The sequence below is a fragment of the Metabacillus indicus genome (assembly GCF_046603695.1).
Classification (GTDB): domain Bacteria; phylum Bacillota; class Bacilli; order Bacillales; family Bacillaceae; genus Bacillus_P; species Bacillus_P indicus.
Genome location: NZ_CP176757.1, coordinates 2,527,522 through 2,544,682, shown reverse-complemented (window position 1 = coordinate 2,544,682; position 17,161 = coordinate 2,527,522). Strand labels below are relative to the sequence as shown.

At 44.6% G+C, this 17,161-nt stretch carries 20 protein-coding genes; 19 read left to right on the top strand and 1 reads right to left on the bottom strand.

Features of this window, described 5'->3' with window-relative positions:
* The first annotated feature begins 5 nt into the window (after nucleotides 1-5).
* The 3 genes from ACK1LH_RS12920 (at nucleotide 6) to fni (ending at nucleotide 2,942) form a co-directional block, all read left to right on the top strand.
* A complete protein-coding gene (locus ACK1LH_RS12920; RefSeq protein ID WP_029280221.1) occupies nucleotides 6-590 on the top strand; it encodes a lysophospholipid acyltransferase family protein in 585 nt (194 codons plus the stop codon).
* Nucleotides 591-719: 129 nt separating this feature from the next.
* Nucleotides 720-1,868 (top strand): 30S ribosomal protein S1, encoded by a 1,149-nt coding sequence (rpsA, locus tag ACK1LH_RS12915; protein WP_029280223.1) that lies wholly within the window; start codon nucleotides 720-722, stop codon nucleotides 1,866-1,868.
* A 12-nt stretch (nucleotides 1,869-1,880) separates the two neighbouring features.
* The gene (gene fni / locus ACK1LH_RS12910) at nucleotides 1,881-2,942 is read left to right on the top strand and encodes a type 2 isopentenyl-diphosphate Delta-isomerase (RefSeq protein WP_029280225.1); all 1,062 of its coding nucleotides are present in this window, start codon (nucleotides 1,881-1,883) and stop codon (nucleotides 2,940-2,942) included.
* A 50-nt stretch (nucleotides 2,943-2,992) separates the two neighbouring features.
* Here the strand turns inward: fni and ACK1LH_RS12905 are convergent, their stop codons facing one another.
* Nucleotides 2,993-3,124, bottom strand: coding sequence for a YpzI family protein (locus ACK1LH_RS12905; protein WP_081414146.1), 132 nt, complete (start codon nucleotides 3,122-3,124; stop codon nucleotides 2,993-2,995).
* Between the two features lie 128 nt (nucleotides 3,125-3,252).
* Here ACK1LH_RS12905 and ACK1LH_RS12900 point away from each other — a divergent pair, with 128 nt between their 5' ends.
* The 16 genes from ACK1LH_RS12900 to ACK1LH_RS12825 all read left to right on the top strand — a co-directional run bounded on the left by ACK1LH_RS12900 (nucleotide 3,253) and on the right by ACK1LH_RS12825 (nucleotide 17,154).
* Complete coding sequence (locus ACK1LH_RS12900; protein ID WP_029280226.1) at nucleotides 3,253-3,846, top strand: hypothetical protein; 594 nt, start codon at nucleotides 3,253-3,255, stop codon at nucleotides 3,844-3,846.
* 1 nt (nucleotide 3,847) lies between these two features.
* The gene (locus ACK1LH_RS12895; protein WP_029280228.1) at nucleotides 3,848-4,744 is read left to right on the top strand and encodes a YIEGIA family protein; all 897 of its coding nucleotides are present in this window, start codon (nucleotides 3,848-3,850) and stop codon (nucleotides 4,742-4,744) included.
* Nucleotides 4,741-4,932: a capping complex subunit for YIEGIA gene (locus ACK1LH_RS12890; RefSeq protein WP_029280230.1), complete on the top strand. Its 192-nt coding sequence runs from the start codon at nucleotides 4,741-4,743 to the stop codon at nucleotides 4,930-4,932. Before ACK1LH_RS12895 ends, ACK1LH_RS12890 begins: the two co-directional genes overlap by 4 nt.
* Before the next feature lie 223 nt (nucleotides 4,933-5,155).
* Complete coding sequence (der, locus tag ACK1LH_RS12885; RefSeq protein ID WP_029280232.1) at nucleotides 5,156-6,466, top strand: ribosome biogenesis GTPase Der; 1,311 nt, start codon at nucleotides 5,156-5,158, stop codon at nucleotides 6,464-6,466.
* A gap of 15 nt (nucleotides 6,467-6,481) precedes the next feature.
* Complete coding sequence (locus tag ACK1LH_RS12880; protein ID WP_411333273.1) at nucleotides 6,482-7,516, top strand: NAD(P)H-dependent glycerol-3-phosphate dehydrogenase; 1,035 nt, start codon at nucleotides 6,482-6,484, stop codon at nucleotides 7,514-7,516.
* 428 nt (nucleotides 7,517-7,944) lie between these two features.
* A complete protein-coding gene (locus tag ACK1LH_RS12875; RefSeq protein ID WP_029280236.1) occupies nucleotides 7,945-8,145 on the top strand; it encodes a DUF2768 domain-containing protein in 201 nt (66 codons plus the stop codon).
* Between the two features lie 28 nt (nucleotides 8,146-8,173).
* A complete protein-coding gene (locus ACK1LH_RS12870) occupies nucleotides 8,174-8,893 on the top strand; it encodes a hypothetical protein (protein ID WP_411333272.1) in 720 nt (239 codons plus the stop codon).
* Between the two features lie 201 nt (nucleotides 8,894-9,094).
* Nucleotides 9,095-10,573, top strand: coding sequence for a stage IV sporulation protein A (gene spoIVA / locus ACK1LH_RS12865; protein WP_029280240.1), 1,479 nt, complete (start codon nucleotides 9,095-9,097; stop codon nucleotides 10,571-10,573).
* A gap of 526 nt (nucleotides 10,574-11,099) precedes the next feature.
* Nucleotides 11,100-11,378 carry a non-specific DNA-binding protein Hbs gene (gene hbs / locus ACK1LH_RS12860; RefSeq protein WP_029280242.1) on the top strand — a complete coding sequence of 93 codons (279 nt, stop codon included), beginning with the start codon at nucleotides 11,100-11,102 and terminating at the stop codon, nucleotides 11,376-11,378.
* Nucleotides 11,379-11,583: 205 nt separating this feature from the next.
* A complete protein-coding gene (gene folE / locus ACK1LH_RS12855) occupies nucleotides 11,584-12,150 on the top strand; it encodes a GTP cyclohydrolase I FolE (RefSeq protein ID WP_029280243.1) in 567 nt (188 codons plus the stop codon).
* 30 nt (nucleotides 12,151-12,180) lie between these two features.
* Nucleotides 12,181-12,408: a trp RNA-binding attenuation protein MtrB gene (gene mtrB / locus ACK1LH_RS12850; RefSeq protein WP_411333270.1), complete on the top strand. Its 228-nt coding sequence runs from the start codon at nucleotides 12,181-12,183 to the stop codon at nucleotides 12,406-12,408.
* A 102-nt stretch (nucleotides 12,409-12,510) separates the two neighbouring features.
* Entirely contained in the window at nucleotides 12,511-13,326 is an 816-nt protein-coding gene (locus ACK1LH_RS12845) for a heptaprenyl diphosphate synthase component 1 (RefSeq protein WP_051827265.1), read from the top strand.
* 1 nt (nucleotide 13,327) lies between these two features.
* Nucleotides 13,328-14,023 carry a demethylmenaquinone methyltransferase gene (locus tag ACK1LH_RS12840; RefSeq protein WP_029280249.1) on the top strand — a complete coding sequence of 232 codons (696 nt, stop codon included), beginning with the start codon at nucleotides 13,328-13,330 and terminating at the stop codon, nucleotides 14,021-14,023.
* Between the two features lie 107 nt (nucleotides 14,024-14,130).
* Nucleotides 14,131-15,093 (top strand): heptaprenyl diphosphate synthase component II, encoded by a 963-nt coding sequence (gene hepT / locus ACK1LH_RS12835; RefSeq protein WP_029280251.1) that lies wholly within the window; start codon nucleotides 14,131-14,133, stop codon nucleotides 15,091-15,093.
* Nucleotides 15,094-15,194: 101 nt separating this feature from the next.
* Nucleotides 15,195-15,641, top strand: coding sequence for a nucleoside-diphosphate kinase (ndk, locus tag ACK1LH_RS12830; protein WP_029280253.1), 447 nt, complete (start codon nucleotides 15,195-15,197; stop codon nucleotides 15,639-15,641).
* A gap of 739 nt (nucleotides 15,642-16,380) precedes the next feature.
* On the top strand, nucleotides 16,381-17,154 hold the full coding sequence (locus ACK1LH_RS12825; protein ID WP_029280255.1) for a CheR family methyltransferase: 774 nt from the start codon (nucleotides 16,381-16,383) through the stop codon (nucleotides 17,152-17,154).
* Nucleotides 17,155-17,161 lie beyond the last annotated feature (7 nt).

The following is a 17,161-nucleotide window of genomic DNA, read 5'->3' as shown; positions in this document are numbered from 1 at the left end:
TGCGGATGAGTTTTTATCAATTTGCCAAGGGTGTTGTCGCGTCGGTTTTTTTTCCGCTGTACAGGATTGAAATTCACGGGAAAGAACACTTTCCAAAAGACGGCGCTGTTCTTCTCTGTTCAAACCATATTGACAATCTGGATCCCCCGACCGTCGGAATCTGCGCGCCGAGACAGGTGCATTTTATGGCGAAAGAAGAATTGTTTCGGGTGCCGGTTCTTGGGGGTATAGTTAGGAAAGTCGGCTCATTCCCGGTTAAAAGAGGAATGAGCGACAGGGAAGCCATCAGGAAAGGGCTCAATGTCCTGAAAGACGGCGGAGTGCTCGGCCTGTTTCCGGAAGGAACACGGAGCAAGGACGGCAAGCTTGGAAAGGGACTGGCCGGCGCAGGATTCTTTGCGCTGAAATCAGATGCAAGCATCGTCCCGTGTGCCATTATCGGCACCTACAAGCCTTTTCAGAAAGTAAGGGTTTATTTCGGTCCACCGATCGATTTTGCTCCGCTCCGCGAGAAGAAAACGTCCGCAGATGAGGCTACAGAACTGATTATGTCGAAAATTGCTGAATTGCTCGAAAAACATCAATCTTAAGAGTCTAACTACTTGACAAAATGTAGCATTTATTAGAAGTTAGTAAAAAGAGTATTTTCACTTTATTCTAAAAAGTGATTTCATACATATCCAACTAAGTCGTGGGTTGTGACCAAGGAGGTAATTGGAATGGTTGAAGACATGAATGATGTAGAAGTAAAAACACCGGAAGTCGGTGATGTCCTTAAAGGGATCGTTACCAAAGTAGAAGACAAACAGGTAATTGTTGAAATTGACGGCGTAAAGCATACAGGCATAATTCCAATCAGTGAATTGTCCAGTCTGCACGTTGAAAAAGCTTCCGATGTTGTAAGTGAAAATGAGGAATTGCAGCTGAAAGTAACAAAAGTTGAGGATGAAGCCCTCATCCTTTCAAAAAGAGCGATAGATGCAGATCTTGCCTGGGATCAGCTTCAGGCTAAATTTGAATCAAAAGAAGTGTTTGACGCGGAAGTGAAAGACGTTGTAAAAGGCGGTCTTGTTGTAGACCTCGGTGTCAGAGGATTCATACCGGCGTCTTTAGTGGAATCACATTTCGTCGAAGATTTTTCTGACTACAGGGGCAAAACGCTTTCTCTTATGGTTGTTGAAATTGACCGTGAGAAAAACCGCGTCATTCTGTCTCACCGTGCGGTCGTAGAAAAAGAGCAGGGTGAGAAAAAACAGCAGCGTCTTGACATGATCAAAGCGGGAGAAGTGCTGGAAGGCACTGTCCAGCGCCTCACTGATTTCGGTGCTTTCGTCGATATCGGCGGAATTGACGGTCTTGTCCACATTTCACAGCTTTCGCACAATCATGTTGACAAGCCTTCCGAAGTTGTTGAAGAAGGGCAGAAGGTCCAGGTCAAAGTCCTTTCTGTCGACCGTGACAACGAGCGGATTTCTCTTTCCATCAAAGAAACCCTGCCTGGACCATGGGAGAATATTACAAGCCAGGTGAAAGCGGGAGACGTTGTTGAGGGTACAGTAAAACGTCTTGTTTCTTTCGGAGCATTTGTTGAAATTCTTCCTGGAGTAGAAGGCCTTGTCCATATCTCCCAGATCTCAAACAAGCACATCGGCACACCTCATGAAGTTCTTTCTGAAAACGAGAGCGTTCAGGTTAAAGTGCTTGATGTCAATGAGAACGAACAGCGCATCTCCCTAAGCATCCGGGAGCTTGAAGAACCTGAAAAAGCGGACGAAGAAGACTACCGCAATTATCAGGCGAAAGAAGAATCATCCGGCTTCCAGCTTGGTGAGATGATCGGTGATCAATTAAACAAATTAAAAAAGTAAACGGTGATGACTGTGAGCAGAGCTAAGCGAAAGATTGACCATATTCAACATGCTTTAAAAACAGGACAAAAGCGTAATAATGGATTCAGCGACATCCTGTTTCTTCATCAAAGCTTGCCTGATACAGCTGTTCATCACATTGATATGCATACTGAAATTGGCGGACTTGTCTTAAGTTCGCCAATTTTTATCAATGCGATGACAGGCGGAGGCGGTTCTGAAACAGTTAAGATTAATGAAGCATTATCTTCTGCGGCTGCTGAATGCGGGATCCCTGTTGCAGTTGGATCGCAAATGTCGGCGATAAGAAATCCCTCTGAACGGGAATCCTATGAAATTGTCCGCAAGGTGAATCAAAAAGGCGTCCTGTTTGCCAATCTCGGCAGCGAGGCAACGCCTGACCAGGCGAAAACGGCAATTGACATGATTGAAGCAAATGCTCTTCAAATCCATCTTAATGTTGTGCAGGAACTTGTGATGCCAGAAGGAGATCGTGACTTTTCAGGGGCGTTAAACCGGATTTCTGCTATTGCAGAGGCAGTGGATGTACCCGTCTTTGTAAAAGAGGTGGGCTTCGGCATAAACCGTGAAGCAGCTTCAAAACTTGCGGATGCAGGTGTGAAAGCCATTGATGTCGGCGGCTATGGCGGAACGAATTTTGCCAGAATTGAAAATGAGCGGAGAAGCAGGCTTCTTGAAAGCTTTAATGATTGGGGCATTCCAACGGCGGCGTCAATCGCAGAGATTGCGTCTTCGGTGAAAGATGTTTCCATCATCGGTTCAGGAGGCATTCAGGATGCGATGGATATCGCAAAAGCTGTCGCCCTAGGTGCGTCTGGAGCCGGCATGGCAGGCTTCTTTTTAAAGATCCTGATTGAAGACGGCTATGAAGCACTCGTTCTTGAAATAAAAAATGTTCAGGAAGAATTGAAAATGATCATGGCTGCCCTCGGTGCTGAAAGCGTCAAACAGCTTCAGGAAGCGCCGGTCATTATATCAGGGTTTACCCACCATTACCTTTCCGAACGGAATGCAGATACAAAAGCATGGAGCAATCGAATAATCAGGAAATAAAGTAATCCGCATCTCTAAGCAGAGATGCGGATTTTTGCATATATAAAACCTTATTTATTTCTGGCTCTCGATTCTTCCGGACTTTCAAGTGATGCAGCGCCTTTATAAGTTAACGATTGATCTCTGTCAGATTCCACTCGTCCGCTTTGTTTCAATTTCTTTTCCTGTCTGTCGCGTCCCATGTGTTTTTCCCTCCTTTTATGGCTTAGTATGACTCAATGCAGCTTGCTTCATCAGCAAAATTTTTGCCGGTATTTTGGATTAAAGAGGTAAAAATGCAGCCATACTGGTAGAAATAGGAGTGAGAAGAGTGGAGAACGTATTTTACTATTGGATTTTGTGGGGAGCATGGATTATAGCGGTGTTTTTAATGAAAAAATCTGCAAAGCGAACCTTTCTTTCCTTTTTGCTGCTGACATTCATCATAACAGGAGAGATGACGGCACAGGTCTATCCATTTACGGTCAGTGTGCCGTTTGTTCTGACCTTGCTGACGGGGTATTATCTTATCTCGAAGTCACCCAGAAAGCTCTATTCTTTTCTGTCAGTGATGACGATGTCGGCAGCCTATGCAGCTGTTCATTTAGTGGAACTGTTTGATCCGGTCTGGTTTGCGGTCGACAGGTTTTATGTCGTTACGGGTCTTTTAAGTATATTAGCGATTTATCTTGGGAAAAGTATCCATGAACGTTTAGGCTTCTTATTTGTTGCAATAGCCCATGGAGATGTCCTGTTCTATGGGATCTTAAGCAGGTTTTACAGCGGCCTTGCCATCGGATCCTATGACTACATGAATATGGCGGCTGTCAGTCTTCTCGCTGTCTGCACGTGGACCGGCGTGGAAGCGGCAATGGCTGCCTTGAATCAAACTCTGCAAAAAGCAGCAAGGGGGAAGCAGGCATAGGATGAATGAATATACGTTACCGATCATTTTTGGTGTAGCATTTGGGGTTTTTACAAGACTTTATATGCTTCGGACTGATTACAGGCAGTATCCCACCTATCTTCACGGGAAAATCATTCATGTGGCGCTTGGAGTCATAGCGGCCGGCCTTGGCACAATCGCGATTCCGGCAATCATGGAAGAAGAATTTACAGCCATCACGTTTTTAACCCTTGCAGCTTCACAGTTCAGGGAAGTAAGAAACATGGAGCGCAATACATTAACAGAGCTTGACGGCTATGAACTTGTGCCCCGCGGGGCTACTTATATTGAAGGAATTGCCGTCGCCTTTGAAAGCCGCAATTATCTCGTGATCTTTACATCTTTAGTTGTTACGCTTGTCTATTTGGCGCTGAATGTTTGGGCTGCACTTGCATCAGGCGTCATTTGCCTGCTCGTGTCGAAAAAATTGATGGCGGGAAGCAAGATTAAAGATATCGTGGACATCGAATATGTAGCGCCCCATTTTGAAGGGGCCGGACTTTATGTGGATAATATTTATATTATGAACATCGGGGTTCCAGACAAACAGGAAGCTGTATTGAAATACGGTATGGGCTTTGTGCTGACTCCAAAAAATTACAACGCCAGAAATACAATCGCCAATCTGGGTCAGAGGCAGGCAATCCTTCATGATGTGTCTACAGCCCTCGGCGTTCATCGCGATTCAGGAGAGCCTTCCCTTGTTCCGCTGGCAAAAAGAGACCTTGATGACGGCCGTCTTGGTGTTTTTGTTCTTCCCCAGGGCGGAGACAAAGACCTTGCAAAAACCGTCATCGGGGAAGTTCCTACCCTCGAAAATGCCATTCGCATGCCAAGTGAATCAAAAGCAAATAAAGAAGGCAGGTCGGTCAAGTGAACACAGCTCTTGAAAAGTATATACTCGCTGCAGTGACGACCAACCCCGCGAAGGTAGCAGGAGGGACGGCTGTATTTATTGTGAAAGACAAGGAAGAAATGGATTTTTTCGCAAAGAATCTTGAAGCCATCCTGGATGGCATTGCCCATGGAATCGGCGAGGATCTTTACATAATTGTCAAGCATTGAGTTGTACAACATGCTAATCTCTGCTAATATATAAAAGTTAAGCCCTTCCTAAAAGAGAAGGGTTTCTTTCATGAAGGCTCTTCCCAGAGTCTTGTTATCATGGTCAGAAAGGCTGCAAATGTACAGCCTGAGTTTTTTGAAAAAGCTTATTGTACAGAAAATGAGACTGATGCTGCCTGTTTAACATAAATACGTAAATTGTAAGCTGAAAGGAAAGATCGCTATGGCTAAACCCGTAATTGCAATTGTTGGACGCCCAAACGTCGGCAAATCAACAATTTTTAACCGGATTGTCGGTGAACGTGTATCTATCGTTGAAGACATCCCAGGAGTAACACGTGACAGAATTTACAGTTCAGGAGAATGGCTGAACTACCAGTTTAATGTGATTGATACAGGCGGTATTGACATCGGCGACGAACCGTTTCTCGCACAGATCCGCCAGCAGGCGGAAATCGCGATTGATGAAGCTGACGTCATCATCTTTATGACGAACGGCCGCGAAGGTGTCACAGCTGCAGATGAAGAAGTCGCAAAGATTCTTTACCGCAGCAAAAAGCCTGTCGTTCTGGCTGTAAACAAAGTCGATAACCCTGATATGAGAGCGAGTGTTTATGACTTTTATGCGCTTGGGTTCGGCGAGCCGTTTCCGATCTCAGGCTCCCACGGCCTGGGCCTAGGTGATTTGCTTGATGCTGTGGCAGAGCATTTCAAGAACCTTATTACAGAGGAATATGATGAGGAAACCATTAAGTTCTCCCTTATCGGTCGCCCGAATGTCGGGAAATCTTCCCTTGTTAATGCCCTGCTTGGTGAAGAGCGCGTAATCGTCAGCAACATTGCCGGCACTACCCGTGATGCGGTCGATACAAGCTACCGCTACGAAGGACAGGACTTCGTGATCATCGATACGGCTGGTATGAGGAAAAAAGGGAAAGTATACGAATCAACGGAAAAATACAGCGTGCTGCGTGCCCTTAAGGCCATTGACCGCTCGGATGTCGTTCTTGTCGTCATTGACGGGGAAGAGGGCATTATCGAGCAGGATAAACGCATTGCAGGCTATGCCCATGAAGCAGGCCGAGCAGTTGTCATTGTCGTAAACAAATGGGATGCTGTTGAGAAAGATGAAAAAACGATGAAGGACTTTGAAGTGAAGATCAGAGACCACTTCCAGTTCCTTGATTATGCTCCGATTGTTTTTCTTTCGGCAAAAACGACACGCCGCATTCATACACTGCTTCCGCAAATTGTGCGTGCAAGTGAAAACCACGCTCTGCGCGTTCAGACCACTGTATTGAATGATGTCATCATGGATGCAGTCGCTATGAATCCGGCGCCGACAGATAAAGGCAAGCGACTGAAAATTTACTACGCTACTCAGGTTGCAGTCAAGCCGCCTGCGTTTGCTATTTTTGTCAATGAACCCGAATTGATGCATTTCTCATATGAGCGCTTCCTTCAGAACCGCATCAGGGATGCATTTGGATTTGAAGGCACGCCGATCAAGATCTTTTCACGGGCCAGAAAATAATAGAGGTGAATGAAGATGCAGCGAATTGCCGTTCTTGGCGCGGGAAGCTGGGGCACTGCTTTAAGCCTTGTTCTCGCAGATAATCAGCACGAAGTAAGATTATGGGGTCACCGCAAGGAATTAATTCAGGAAATTAATGAAACGCATAAAAATCAAAAGTATCTCCCTGATATAGAGCTTTCAGATAACATCAAGGGCTGCACTGATTTAAGAAAAACCCTGCAGGATGTGCAGATTGCCGTTCTCGCTGTTCCTACAAAAGCCATACGGGAAGTTCTTCAGGATGTCATTAAAGTAATCAGCCATAAGCTGACAATCGTGCACGTAAGCAAAGGGATAGAGCCTGACAGTCTTCTGCGCATTTCTGAGATCATTAAAGAGGAAGTTCCTGAAGAACTCCTTCAGGACGTCGTCGTTCTGTCCGGGCCAAGTCATGCTGAAGAAGTAGGGCTAAGGCAGCCGACTACTGTCACATCTTCATCTGATAACCTTGCAGCTGCCGAGCTTGTTCAGGACCTGTTTATGAATCAGCATTTCAGAGTGTACACGAACCCTGATGTCATCGGGGTGGAAATCGGCGGTGCGCTTAAAAATATTATTGCTCTTGCAGCAGGCATTACAGACGGCCTTGGATATGGGGACAACGCAAAAGCGGCTCTTATCACTAGAGGACTTGCTGAGATCGCCCGCCTCGGAAGCATCATGGGAGGCAATCCGCTTACGTTTTCAGGACTGACGGGAATCGGGGATCTGATCGTAACTTGCACAAGCGTTCATTCTCGAAACTGGAGAGCGGGGAATCTTCTCGGAAAAGGCCAGAAGCTTGAAGATGTTCTTGAAAACATGGGCATGGTCGTTGAAGGCGTGCGCACAACAAAAGCGGCTTACCAGCTCGCTCAAAAATTTGATGTGAAAATGCCGATCACAGAAGCACTATATGCCGTTCTTTTTAACGGGAAAGAAGTGAAGGACGCTGTGGACTCGCTGATGGCGAGAGTGAAAACACATGAAATGGAAGATCTTGTGAATATTAGCGAAAATCGCTGCTGACCTTGTGGCACATGGGTTTGGGGCTGCATACTATACCTTGAGTTTGTGAAGCCTATTCATCAACCTCATGAAAACGGACCACTAGGTGCAATTACGTGAAACATGAAAGCATTGAACTGTATACTTACGTATCCTTTCTGGCGAATTTCTCAGTGAAATTAGGCATTAGAGGATGCAAATGCTCTGATATTCGCATAAAATGCATCGTAGTAAATCATGAGTTGTTCTAAACAATGGGTACCGATTAGTCAGGTGCAAACGCATGACCGAAGTAGAGCTGCCCCCTCTTTACTTCGGTTTTTTTGCGTTCTGATCAAGAGGGAAGGCTGAATGAATCAAGTTAAAACATTCGCCATTGAACCAGGCAATTCCGCTTTTTGAAATATATGCTATAATATGTTCGAAACGATAGGGAGGTAAAACCAGAAATGAGTCCAGCATTAATGAAAATGTGGATTGCGCTTGCATCGATGGGATTTATGTTTATCGCGATTCTCGCAATCTATTTAAGCAGATTTAAAATGAAAGGGTTTTTAAAAGGCACATTTGCCGCAATTGCCTACTTTTTTATGATTCTTGCAGGACTTCTGATCTTTTTTGTTGTGTTCAGCGGCCCCGTTAATGAATAAGGAATTCACTACATAAAGGAAGATTTTCATGAAAAAGCCTGTTATTTTTGCAACCGTTTTTACCATGCTTATGCTATTATCCGGCTGTCTTTACCCTGAGGATCAGCTGAATCAGAATCAGGTTCCATACGAGGATCAGATTGCGGCCGTACAGAATTCAGTCGACCGGTTCAGAGAAGATTCAGGAGGCCTTCTTCCCATCAAAACGCGTGATATGACAACACCTGTCTATCAAAAATACCCTGTAGACTTCAGCCAGATTGCTCCAAAATACATGGCTGAACCGCCGGGAACTTCTTATGAAAACGGCGGCGTGTATTTATACGTGCTTGTTGATGTAGAGAATAATCCGACTGTTAAGCTGATAGATCTCCGAATGTCAGAGACAATCCGGGATATTAAAACAAGGCTGAACGTGTATAAAGCTTCAAACGGATATCCTCCATATAAGGATGTAGTCGCTGAAAACGTGTTCACTCTTGACTATAAGAAACTCGGCTACAAAGAAGCTCCTCAAGCTGTCAGCCCATACTCGGGAGAGTCACTGCCGTTTGTGATTGACAATAAAGGCGAGGTATATGCCGATTACCGGATTGACCTGTACAAAAAGCTGAACGAAGGTAAGGAAGCATACAAAGCTGGAGAAGATATCCGCAATGTCCTTGTGAAGGATTCTCCATTTGTTCCTGCTTTTTCATTGCCATATACCGTTAATGAAAAAAATGAGCCTGTCTTTTTGAATAATTAAGTCATGAACCCTTCTTTCGGGAAATAAACTCTGAAAGAAGGGTTTTTCATTTATAAAAAACCTGTTCATAAAATGAACCGAGAAAAAAATTTCAGATCACTGTCATAAAGAAATAGGACAACGTCATAAATATATAGTGTCCTAAACACGAAAAAGCAGACGGTCAATAACCCAAGAAGCCTATGATCGGGAGGGGATCACTTGGAAAAGGTAGATATTTTCAAAGATATCGCAGAGCGCACAGGCGGCGATATTTATCTTGGAGTAGTAGGAGCAGTAAGAACAGGCAAATCTACATTTATCAAAAAATTCATGGAGCAGGTTGTGCTTCCGAATATTGATAACGAGTCTGACCGGGCACGCGCGCAGGATGAGCTGCCGCAAAGTGCCGCAGGCAAAACCATCATGACAACAGAGCCTAAATTTGTCCCTAATCAAGCAGTATCGATTCATGTTGAAGAGGGGCTTGACGTTAATATCAGACTGGTGGACTGTGTCGGGTACACGGTTCCGGGAGCAAAAGGATATGAAGATGAAAACGGCCCGAGAATGATCAATACGCCTTGGTACGAAGAACCGATTCCGTTTCATGAAGCAGCTGAAATCGGAACAAGAAAAGTGATTCAGGAGCACTCCACAATTGGCGTCGTCATTACAACAGACGGTTCAATCGGAGAAATTCCAAGAAGAGATTATGTAGAAGCAGAAGAGCGCGTGATTGAAGAGCTGAAAGAAGTTGGCAAACCGTTCATCATGATTATCAACACGGTCCAGCCGTATCATCCTGAGTCTGAGACGCTCCGGAGACAGCTCAGTGAAAAGTATGATATTCCTGTACTGGCAATGAGTGTGGAGAGCATTCGCGAAACAGATGTCATGAACGTCCTCCGCGAAGCGCTATATGAATTCCCTGTGCTAGAGGTTAATGTCAATCTCCCGAGCTGGGTAATGGTTCTGCGCGACAACCACTGGCTGCGTGAAAGCTACCAGGAAGCTGTAAAAGATACCGTTCAGGATATTAAAAGACTGAGAGATGTGGACAGAGTCGTCGGCTATTTCAGTGAATACGACTTTATCGACCGTGCAAGCCTTGCCGGAATTGAGATGGGTCAGGGAATTGCCGAAATTGACCTCTATGCTCCGGATGATTTATATGATCAGATTTTAAAAGAAGTCGTAGGTGTTGAGATAAGAGGGAAGGATCACCTCCTTCAGCTCATGCAGGATTTTGCCTATGCAAAAGCTGAATACGACCAAGTCGCAGATGCCCTTAGAATGGTAAAGCAGACCGGCTACGGCATTGCTGCACCGGCTCTCAGCGACATGAGCCTTGATGAGCCTGAAATCATCAGACAGGGTGCAAGGTTTGGAGTGCGCCTGAAAGCAGTTGCTCCTTCTATCCATATGATCAAGGTGGATGTTGAGTCTGAATTTGCGCCGATTATCGGTACAGAGAAGCAGAGTGAGGAATTAGTCCGGTACTTAATGCAGGACTTCGAAGATAATCCGCTGTCAATCTGGAACTCAGATATCTTCGGCCGCAGCCTGAGCTCAATTGTAAGAGAAGGCATTCAGGCGAAGCTGTCACTCATGCCTGAGAATGCAAGATACAAACTTAAAGAGACGCTTGAACGCATCATTAACGAGGGATCAGGCGGTTTAATCGCGATTATCCTATAAGCTCAACCAAAATGACGGCCACTTTCGGTGGCTGTCTTTTTGTCTTTAATAATAGTTTTCAGCCAGATGACAAACACGTTACAAAAATGTATTTCAGTAAAATATTCGCTTTCGTACCCCCTTATATACAATCATGTTCGGCGTATGGTGTTACATATTTTAAAATAGTATTTGCTTCTCCCATCATTTTTTTGTAAAATAGAGTCCCGGCAAGAATGCACGTTCGCCTGGGGAGGCCTCAATGCCTGATTTATAAAGGTTTTCTTGAGGTTTCTCCTTGCTTAGCGAAACCTGATGTGTTAATCTACTATCAGAAATTATTTTCTGCATTGGTGCAATCTTCCTTGAAACCCACTATTCATGCGGAAAAACATTGAATTTCAGGCGTTAATCGGATAAGATTAGCGTGTTCACAGTAAAATGCGTTTCTATCATGTATAGATTCCGCAGAATCTGTGAAGAAATGAATTTAACAGAATGGATTTATGCTGAATCTGACAACAAACTTTGGGAGGAGGTGAAAGGCATGAATAAAACAGAACTAATCAACGCGGTAGCAGAAGCTAGCGAACTGTCTAAGAAAGATGCAACGAAAGCGGTTGATGCTGTTTTCGATACACTTTTGGATGCACTTAAAAACGGTGATAAAGTACAATTGATCGGTTTTGGTAACTTCGAAGTACGTGAGCGCGCGGCTCGTAAAGGACGCAACCCGCAAACTGGAGAAGAAATCGAAATCGCAGCAAGCAAAGTGCCTGCGTTCAAACCAGGTAAAGCTCTTAAAGATGCTGTAGCCGGTAAATAATGTGCTCTTACCCGTGTATGATGCATAAAATACATACACAACAAATGGACAGCCCCTTTTATAGGGGCTTTTCCTTTGTGCTGAGAAAGATGAAGAAGCCTGCATGAAGTTCATTCTGACAGAGCGGGCGTGCATCATTCTTTGCTTTTAATCTTTCACCTGTGCTAGAATCTGTATCAAATAACTTGTTACCGGGAGGAAAAGTATGGGGCAAATCAACACACAGCAGATCGAAGAGGCGGTCAGGCTGATCCTTGAAGCAATAGGTGAGGATCCTAACCGTGAAGGGCTGCTTGATACTCCAAAACGAGTCGCAAAAATGTACGCGGAAGTATTTTCAGGACTTAATGAGGATCCAAAGGAACATTTTAAAACGGTGTTCGGCGAGGATCATGAAGAGCTCGTTTTAGTAAAAGATATCCCTTTTCACTCCATGTGCGAGCATCATCTCGTCCCTTTCTTCGGAAAAGCGCATATAGCATACATACCTAAAGGCGGAAAAGTAACAGGTCTGAGCAAGCTTGCAAGAGCAGTTGAAGCCGTTTGCAGAAGACCTCAGCTGCAGGAGAGAATCACATCAACTATTGCAGAAAGCATTGTCGATTCCCTGGAGCCGCACGGCGTTATGGTTGTCGTGGAAGCAGAACATATGTGCATGACAATGAGGGGCGTCAAAAAGCCCGGCAGCAAAACGATCACATCAGCCGTCAGAGGCGTCTTTACAAATGATCCTGCGGCCAGAGCCGAAGTTCTTTCATTTATAAAAGAATAAGCAACTACATAAAAACGGGGGTGAACCTGCTTGAGAGACAATACAAATGATTTCCTTGTGATTAAAGCAATCGAAGACGGAGTAAACGTAATCGGGCTTACGCGCGGGTCGGATACACGCTTCCATCATTCTGAAAAGCTTGATAAAGGCGAAGTGATGATTGCGCAATTTACAGAGCACACATCTGCCATTAAAATCAGGGGCAAAGCGCTTATTCAGACAGGCCACGGAGAAATAGAGAGCGATTCCAGAAGATAATACTCCGAGAGGCACACTTATGGTATAATAATCAGTACTAAGCATCACGAACGTTGTTGCTATTGCTGGCTTTCCGAAAAAATTTCTTACGTGGGGACAAGGGTGATTCATTTGCAAGACATCTATGTACAATTAGCTAAAATCAAAGACGCATTACATGTAAAACTCACTCATCCATTTTTAGCGAAATATATACCTTCTCCAATGATTGATGAAGATAAATTGCTTCTCTTTTATGCTCTGTTTGATCAGACGGATCTTCCGGAGGAAAAGAAAGAAAATTACATCATTACTGCGATGCTTGTGCAAATTGCCCTTGATACTCATGATGAAGTCTCAACGTCTGCTCATCTCAGGCAGGAAGAGTTCAAGCAGAGACAGCTTATTGTTCTTGCCGGGGATTATTTCAGCGGACTCTATTACGCACTTCTTTCTGAAATGCAGGATATCGGAATGATTCGGACGTTAGCAACGGCAATAAAAGAAATCAATGAACACAAAATCCGTCTATACGAACAATCGGCGGCTGATTTTGATTCATTCACAGCAAGCCTGCTTAAAGTGGAAACCTCCCTGTTTGAGCATGTGTCAGACTACATACAGGCCGGCATATTCTCAAGGCTTACGACTGCGTTTCTTTCATACAAACGCCTCCTGCTGGAAAAAAGCAAATACAGCTCAGAATCTCATCACCGGACAGGCGATTCTGCCAAAAAGAAAAAGAATGCCGGTGCCATTGAATGGACGGGTGTCTATTTAAAAGAGTTCTGCAACCGTTATTTCGAAGAAACGGCAGCCTTGATCGAAAGCAGTTTTCAGCAGCCATCCTCTCTTCAGAAGGTTCTCTTGGCGAGGCTGCAGTCTTTTAAGTATAATCAGGAGATGAGATACACTACGCTTGCGGAAGAAGGGTTATAACATGCAGCAGTCAAAAGAGGAAAGAGTACACTCTGTATTTGAGAAAATCTACAAAAACTATGACAAAATGAATTCCGTTATCAGCTTTCAGCGCCATATAGCATGGCGCAGGGAAACGATGAAGCGAATGAACGTAAAAAAGGGAGCGGCAGCCCTTGATGTATGCTGCGGGACAGCAGACTGGACGATTGCCATGGCAGATGCTGTCGGTCCTGAAGGCAGGGCAGTCGGTCTTGATTTCAGCAACAATATGCTGAAGATCGGAAGAGAAAAAATCAAAGCCCATTCAAACATTGAACTGATTCATGGAAACGCGATGGAGCTGCCTTTTGCTGACAATACATTTGATTATGTCACAATCGGATTTGGACTCAGAAATGTTCCTGATTATATGACAGTCCTTAAAGAAATGCACCGTGTAGTCAAGCCGGGGGGGAAAGTCGTCTGCCTGGAAACCTCACAGCCGACGATGATAGGCTTTAAACAGGCATATTACGCTTATTTCCGGTTTATCATGCCGCTGTTTGGAAAGCTGTTTGCCAAAAGCTATGACGAGTATTCATGGCTCCAGGAGTCTGCAAGAGATTTCCCGGGCATGAAGGAGCTTGCCCGGATGTTCAGGGATGCCGGTTTTAAAGAAGTGGAAGTAAAACCTTACACAGGCGGAGTTGCAGCAATGCATCTCGGTGTAAAGTAAAGAAGAAGAGTATCTCTTTAAAACAGCTCTCATAGGAATTGCACTTATTTTTTTCAGCGGGCTCAGGTTCATCCGGATTTAAAAATGCGAGTATTTAGGTGAATTGAATGAAATTTAAAATGGCGTATTCGTTTCTAAATGCAGATCTCGATCTGATCGAACAGGAACTAGAAAAAACGGTTAGCTCCACAGAGCCTCTGCTAAGCGAGGCAGGGCTGCATCTTCTTCAGGCAGGGGGAAAGCGGATTCGCCCTGTTTTTGTATTGCTTTCGGCCATGTTTGGCGAATATGATATTGAAAAAGTGAAAAAAGTGGCGATTGCGCTTGAAATTATACATATGGCATCACTTGTGCACGATGACGTCATCGATGATGCTGAACTCAGACGCGGCAAACCTACGATAAAAGCGAAATGGGACAACCGCATTGCCATGTACACCGGAGATTATTTATTTGCAAGATCACTTGAAATTATGACATCCCTCGAGAATGTTGCCGCCCACCAGATTCTCTCCAAAACCATTGTAGAAGTTTCGCTTGGTGAAATTGAGCAGATCAAAGACAAATATGACTATGAACAGAACCTGCGGGTCTACTTGAGACGCATTAAGCGGAAGACCGCTCTTTTGATTGCTGCGAGCTGCCAGCTTGGGGCGATCGCAGGAGGAGTGCCTGAATCTGTTCACAGAAAACTGTTTCTGTTTGGGTATTATGTCGGCATGTCTTTTCAGATCACAGATGACATCCTTGATTTCACTTCTACAGAAGAGGAACTCGGAAAACCGGTAGGGGGAGATCTCCTTCAGGGCAATATTACGCTTCCGGTTCTTTATGCTATGGAAGATGATGAACTGAAGCAAAAAATCAGCAAGGTGCACAGCAGAACGACAAAAGAGGAGATGGATGAAATCATCCGCGCCATCATTGCGTCTGATGCAATCAGCCGGTCTGTAAAGGTCAGCGATATGTATCTTGAGAAAGGTTTCAATATATTGAGCGAGCTTCCGAGAAACAGAGCGAGATCAGCTCTTTCAAGCATTGCAAAATATATTGGAAAAAGAAAATTTTAATTTCATCCGCTCCATGCGATTGCGTAAAAAGTGAAATAATGGTACGATTTCCATGGGCCATGAAAGCCCATACATAACAATCGCGGGGTGGAGAAATTAACATGGAAAAAACATTTATGATGGTCAAGCCTGATGGCGTTCAGCGTCAGCTTATCGGTAAAATCGTTTCCAGATTTGAAAGTAAGGGTTTACATTTAGTCGGGGCAAAATTGATGCAGATCCCTGTATCTCTTGCTGAACAGCACTACGGGGAACATAACGGCAAGCCATTCTTCGGCGAATTAGTTGAATTCATCACATCCGGACCAGTTTTCGCAATGGTTTGGGAAGGGGAAAATGTGATTGAAATCTCACGTACGATGATGGGGAAAACCAAGCCAGCCGAAGCATTGCCGGGTACAATCAGAGGAGACTATGGTTTATTTGTCGGAAAGAACATCATTCACGGATCTGACTCTCCTGAGAGCGCAGAGCGCGAAATCGGTTTATTCTTCAAAGCTGAAGAGCTTGTCGAATACGATAAAGATATTCATACTTGGATCTACTGATCCGCACCAAAAGCCAGCAGAGATGCTGGCTTTTATTTATTTTCGACTAGAGCAAGCGGATAGAACCTCTTTTTGCTTCTAGGCTTAGCAGCTTTGGTGAATGGTGGGAGAAAAGAATATGAATCGTACCCTGCAAAAATGTAAATCGATCTGGGAGGGTAAGCAAAGTGAGGAATCGTACCCTGCAAAACCGTAATTCGATTTGTGAGGGTAAGCAAAGCTGCGAATCCTACCCTGCAAAACCGTAATTCGATCTGTGAGGGTAAGCAAAGTGAGGAATCGTACCCTGCAAAACCGTAATTCGATCTGTGAGGGTAAGCAAAGTCCGGAATCGTACCCTGCAAAACCGTAAATCGATCTGTGAGGGTAAGCAAAGTGAGGAATCGTACCCTGCAAAACCGTAAATCGATCTGGGAGGGTAAGCAAAGTGAGGAATCGTACCCTGCAAAACCGTAAATCGATCTGTGAGGGTAAGCAAAGTCCGGAATCGTACCCTGCAAAACCGTAAATCGATCTGTGAGGGTAAGCAAAGTGAGGAATCGCACCCTCCCAAACAGTAAATCGATCTGGGAGGGTACGCAAACTTCCTGCCCTCCCCGCGGACATCCAGTGAAAGGGAGCTGGGTATGCTAGAAGCATCCATCCATTCCGATTTTTCAGATTTTTTAAAACTCATTTCACAAGTCGTTCTCCAAATCCGATATACTATACATAATGCATGTGCAGAGGAGAAACGCTGATGGGATACGAGCAGTTTATAAATGAAATCAAAAGGATGACGGGGATTGATCTTTCGCTCTACAAGGAAGCGCAGATGAAAAGAAGGTTAATTTCCCTCTACATAAAAAGAGGATGCAGCGGGTTTAGGGATTACAGTGAACGTCTCCGGAAAGAGCCGGAGCTGCTTGCAGAGCTGCTTGATAAAATGACGATAAATGTCACAGAGTTTTACCGGAATAAAAAACAGTGGGAAATGCTTGAAACGAAGCTTCTCCCGGACATGGTCAAAAAGCCCGGAACACTGAAGGTGTGGAGTGCGGCCTGCTCCACCGGCGAAGAGCCGTATACACTGGCCATGATTTTGTCAAAGTATGCTGCCCAGTCAGAGATCCGCATTCTGGCAACAGATTTGGATGAAACGGTACTGAAAAGAGCGGAAGCGGGGGTTTTTCATGAGAGAAGCCTGTCAGAGCTGCCTGACGGAATGAGGGGCAAATACTTTTCAGGAGATGGGACAGGCTATAAAATTAAGAGTGACCTGAAAAAATCGGTGCAGTTTAAAAAGCATAATCTCCTCTCAGACCGTTATGAAAGCGGCTTTGATTTGATTATTTGCCGCAACGTACTGATTTATTTTACAGAAGCGGCGAAAGAAGCCATTTATGAAAAGTTCTCAAATGCGCTGAAACCGGGGGGAATTCTCTTTGTTGGAAGCACCGAGCAGATTTTTCATGCCCATACATATGGACTGGAATCGGCAGGCACTTTTTTCTACAGAAAAAAACAACTGTAAATCTTTC